The sequence below is a fragment of the Cobetia sp. genome (assembly GCF_983723665.1).
In genome coordinates, this window is record NZ_CFDJES010000177.1 from 1 (window position 1) to 4,654 (window position 4,654).

General features: G+C 64.5%; 5 protein-coding genes. All 5 read left to right on the plus strand.

All coding sequences use genetic code 11. From position 1 onward, the window contains the following. On the plus strand, window positions 1–723 hold a 723-nt coding region (locus AC4FAH_RS13255), incomplete at its 5' end, for a hypothetical protein (protein WP_490246188.1). Next, window positions 723–1,829 (plus strand): tRNA pseudouridine(38-40) synthase TruA, encoded by a 1,107-nt coding sequence (gene truA, locus AC4FAH_RS13260; RefSeq protein ID WP_339842285.1) that lies wholly within the window; start codon window positions 723–725, stop codon window positions 1,827–1,829. The genes AC4FAH_RS13255 and truA, both read left to right, overlap by 1 nt. 22 nt (window positions 1,830–1,851) lie before the next feature. After that, a complete protein-coding gene (locus AC4FAH_RS13265; RefSeq protein WP_153636798.1) occupies window positions 1,852–2,484 on the plus strand; it encodes a phosphoribosylanthranilate isomerase in 633 nt (210 codons plus the stop codon). 304 nt (window positions 2,485–2,788) lie between these two features. Then, complete coding sequence (accD, locus tag AC4FAH_RS13270) at window positions 2,789–3,808, plus strand: acetyl-CoA carboxylase, carboxyltransferase subunit beta (RefSeq protein ID WP_043336910.1); 1,020 nt, start codon at window positions 2,789–2,791, stop codon at window positions 3,806–3,808. Next, window positions 3,801–4,654 (plus strand): bifunctional folylpolyglutamate synthase/dihydrofolate synthase (locus tag AC4FAH_RS13275; RefSeq protein ID WP_490246189.1); only part of this gene is annotated, 854 nt, incomplete at its 3' end. The genes accD and AC4FAH_RS13275, both read left to right, overlap by 8 nt.

Below are 4,654 nucleotides of genomic sequence, written 5' to 3' on the forward strand. Positions count from 1 at the left end.
GCGCTGTCTGACAGCGAACCGCATGCCAGTGACGGCGTGAGCGAACCGCTGGTCGAGCACGCTCCCGATCAAGGCGTCGCGTTCGAGCCGGGCCTCAAGGGCGAGGACCTCGAGAAGGCGCCCGTGCGTGAGAGCCACTTCAACAGCGACAACGTGATCGATTACCAGGCGCCGGAATTGACGCTGGGGGATGCTGGTCACGCTGATGGTGAGAAGGGCGCTGATACCGAGGCATCCAAGGCGGCGGATAGCGCGCTCAAGGGCGAGTCCGTCGAGTTTACCTCGCTGCGTGAAGAGCTGGATGACCACTCCGCGATTGAGAACGGCGCCGCAAGTGAAGGCAGCGCTGCGAGCCGGAAGCCGTATCAGGCGTCCAGCAAGCCATCAGCCGCTGTCGATGGCATGGACGAGCTGCCGTCACTGGATAGCATGACGCTGGAAGAGGTGGACGTGCCGCGGCGTGATATCTCGGAATTCGAGGTCGAGGAAGTGGCGTTCGAGTCTGGGGATCAGGATAATGCCTATCCCTCTGTCGAGTCGGCAGGGTTTGGGGCTGGCGCCCAGGATACCGTGGCATTCCAACAGCTCGAGGAAGCCCGTCAGTTGTTGGTGGATGGCGATGATGATCAGGCGGCTGCGCTGCTTGAGCCGCTCGCTACTGCCAGTGATGACATGGTCCGTGAAGAGGCGCTGGCGTTGATGGAGCGCTTTGGTCTGACCTGATGCCCTTTTTTACACCGTTGGATGATAACGAGAAACGCCCGGGGCGCATTGCTCTGGGCGTTGAATATGATGGCACCCGCTATTGTGGCTGGCAGCGTCTGAGCCACGCCCCCTCCGTGCAGGAAGCGCTCGAGAAGGCCTTGTCCAAGGTCGCCTCCACGCCGATTACCGTGCATTGCAGTGGCCGCACCGATTCCGGTGTGCATGCCGTGCGTCAGGTCGTGCATTTCGATACCCCCGTGGGCCGCAGTCGCAAGGCCTGGCGCATGGGCGGTAACGTCAACCTTCCCCCCGATATCGGGATTCATTGGGCCGTGCCGGTGCCCGATGATTTCCACGCGCGTTTCAGCGCCATCGCCCGTCGCTATCGCTACATGATCATCAACCAGCCGTTTCGGCCGGTGATGGAGCGCAACAATGTCACCTGGTGTCGCGAGCCGCTCAATGTCGCCGACATGCAGGCCGCGGCGGCGCATCTGGTAGGTGAGCTGGATTTCTCGGCGTTCCGCGCCGCAGGCTGTCAGTCGCGCTCGCCGTGCCGCCACGTGCACTTCATTGAAGTCAGTCGCCATGGCCATATCGTCATGATCGATATCCAGGCCAATGCCTTCCTGCATCACATGGTGCGCAATATCGCGGGCACCTTGATGGCCATCGGGCGTGGCGAGAAGCCTGTCGAGTGGATCGTCGAGCTGATGCGCGGAGGAGATCGCACGCGCTCGAGCGCGACGGCAGCGGCGACAGGGCTTCACTTCGTCGATGTCATCTATCCGCCGCGCTATGCGCTGCCCAAGGAACCCCTGGGCCCTGGTCTGGTCGCACATCTTGGCGAGTGGACGGGCGAGCGCCCGTTGCCGGACTGCCCGATGGTGCGCTCACGCATGGCGCGTGCCGAGGCCGAGGGTGCCGAAGAGGCGCGCGCGGCAGGCAAGCTCAGTGAGCAGGAGGCCATCCGGCTGGGCAACGTGGCCCGTGAAGCCGAGCGCCTCAGTCGCGAGCATGAACAAGCGATTCCTGCGGCAGGCGATCCTGCGGCAGGCGTTCCTGCGGCAGGCGCCGAGGATGACACGCTGACGACTGCCACCCAGAATGAATCCTCACGTTGAACGGAGTGATCCCATGACCGAGATGAGCGCTCGAGCGAGCCAGCGTACCCGGATCAAGATCTGTGGTTTGACGCGAGAGCAGGATATCCGCGACGCCGTGGCAGCAGGGGCCGATGCGCTGGGCTTCGTGCTGTGGCCGGGCAGCAAGCGTGCGGTGGATGTGGCGCGGCTGGCCGAGCTTGCCGCGTGCGTGCCGGCCTTCGTGACGCGGGTCGGCCTGTTCGTGGATGCCAGCGCCGAAGAGATTGCCGCGGCGGCGCCACATCTCGATCTGCTTCAGTTGCATGGCAATGAGACGCCGGAGCAGTGCCGGGCGGCAGGGCGGCCCTATATCAAGGCGTTGCGCATGCGTGACGGGATCGATCTCGCCGCGCAGGCGGCGCGCTACCATGACGCGCGTGGCCTGTTGCTGGATGCCTATCGTCCCGGCGTGCCCGGTGGCACCGGCGAGACCTTCGACTGGTCGCGCATCCCGGCCGATCTGCCGCTGCCGGTCATCCTGGCCGGTGGTCTCGAGTCAGGCAATGTCGCCGCGGCGGTGGCGCAGGTCGCCCCTTACGCGGTCGATGTCTCCGGCGGTGTGGAAGCCGCGCCCGGCGAGAAGAGTGCCGAGCGCATGCAGGCATTCTGTCAGGCAGTCCGCCAGCAGCGCTGATTTGCCGGCACGCGTTGTGGCCCTTGCACTGCTTTCGTCCCAAGCGGCGAGGGCCGCAACGCTCAATTGGCATCTCGCACTACCCGCAAGGGGGGCGAAGCCGCTACAATGACCCCCAGAATTCGGAAAAGTGGCCGTACGACCAATGGGTTGCACGGTCTTTTCCATTGGCACTGCCCTGTGATGGTAGCTGCCCGCCATATTGCCGGGGGCGTGAACGCCCTGGAATATGTGCCAACTCGCATGGCCGCCGACAGTCGTCGAGCGGTGCCCAGAACAGCAGCAAAACGGAAGCCTCCCCACCATGAGCTGGCTTGACAAGATTGTGCCGTCAATGAGCCGTATCCAACGCAAGGATCGGCGTACCTCCATTCCTGACGGCCTGTGGCGTAAATGCCCCAAGTGCGAAGCAGTCCTGTACCTTCCGGAGCTGACCAAGCACGACAACGTCTGCCCGAAGTGTGACCACCACCTGCGTCTCACTGCGCGTGCGCGTCTGTCCTGGTTCCTCGACAGCGAAGGCCGCGAGGAAATCGCGGCGGATCTCGAGCCGGTCGATCGCCTCAAGTTCCGCGACTCCAAGAAGTACAAGGATCGCCTGAGTGCTGCCCAGAAGCAGACCTCCGAGAAGGATGCGCTGGTCGCCATGCGCGGTGCGCTCTCCGGTCAGCCGGTCGTGGCCGTGGCCTTCGAGTTCAGCTTCATGGGTGGCTCCATGGGTGCCATCGTCGGCGAGAAGTTCGTGCGTGCAGCAGAGCTTGCGCTGGCCGAGAACATCCCGCTGGTCTGCTTCGCCGCCTCCGGTGGTGCTCGCATGCAGGAAGCCTTGTTCTCCCTGATGCAGATGGCCAAGACCTCCGCGGCGCTTGAAAAGCTCAAGCAGGCTGGCGTGCCGTACATCAGCGTGCTGACCGATCCGGTCTTCGGTGGCGTCTCTGCGTCGCTGGCGATGCTGGGTGACCTGAATGTCGCCGAGCCGAACGCCCTGATCGGCTTTGCCGGTCCGCGTGTCATCGAGCAGACCGTGCGTGAGAAGCTGCCGGAAGGCTTCCAGCGCTCCGAGTTCCTGCTCGAGCATGGCGCCGTCGACATGATCATCCACCGCCGCGAGATGCGTGAGCGCCTGTCCAGCATCCTGCTCAAGCTGCAGGGCATGCCGGTCAACGCCGCCAACCTGCCGGTCGCGGATGCGGTCGTCGAAGAAGAATCCGTCGAGGCGGATGCGACTGTCGAAGCACCGGCCGAGCCGCGCTCCGCCGTGGACAGCGTGCTCGACGAGACCTTCACCAGCGAGAAGCCGCAAGGCGAACGTCGCGATGGCTGAGCAGGGCTCCGCCCCGGCAAGCTGCAGCACCGATGAGGTGCTGCAGTCTTCCTCACTCCCTCCGCTGAATGCCGCTTCGTGGCAGCTTTCCCCCCTGCATGATGCCGTGCCGCGTGGCCTCTCGCTGGATGAGTGGCTGACGCGTCTCGAGCATCAGCACCCCGTCAGTATCGATATGGGCCTTGCCCGAGTGCTGTGCGTGGCCAGGCGTCTCGGTCTGGTCGGGGCGGGTGCGCGTCGGCTCGGTGGCCGCATCATTACCGTGGCGGGCACCAACGGCAAGGGCTCGACGGTTGCCATGCTCGAGGCGCTGGGGCGTGCCCACGGGCTGAGCACCGCCACCTATACCTCTCCGCACCTGCTGCATTACAACGAGCGTCTGAGCTTCAATGGTCACGACGTCAGTGATGCGGCATTGGTCACGGCCTTCGAGCAGGTCGATTCCGCGCGCCACTCCGGGCTGTCGGCCAGTGGTGAGCCGGTGGATGACGAGGGCGTGATCAGCCTGACCTACTTCGAGGCCGGCACGTTGGCCGGGCTATGGCTGATCGCTCAGCAGCAGCCGCAGCTCGCGATTCTGGAAGTTGGCCTGGGTGGGCGTCTGGACGCAGTCAACATCATCGATTGTGATGTCGCGATGATCATCACGGTCGCACAGGATCATGCCGCGTTTCTTGGCACCGACCTCGAGAACATCGGCTTCGAGAAGGCCGGGATTCTGCGCGCCGGCAAGCCGGCCGTGTTCGGCTCGGATGTGCTGCCGTCCAGTTGCGCGGAACATGCTCGCTCGCTGGGTGTCACGCCGCAGGTGCTATGGCAGGACTTTCGCTGGCAGGTCGCGGCTGA

What these genes read in the sequence shown, in the direction of transcription:
- truA (WP_339842285.1), top strand. Translation starts at nt 723, where the DNA reads ATGCCCTTTTTTACACCGTTGGATGATAACGAGAAACGCCCGGGGCGC.
- AC4FAH_RS13265 (WP_153636798.1), top strand. Translation starts at nt 1,852, where the DNA reads ATGAGCGCTCGAGCGAGCCAGCGTACCCGGATCAAGATCTGTGGTTTG.
- accD (WP_043336910.1), top strand. Translation starts at nt 2,789, where the DNA reads ATGAGCTGGCTTGACAAGATTGTGCCGTCAATGAGCCGTATCCAACGC.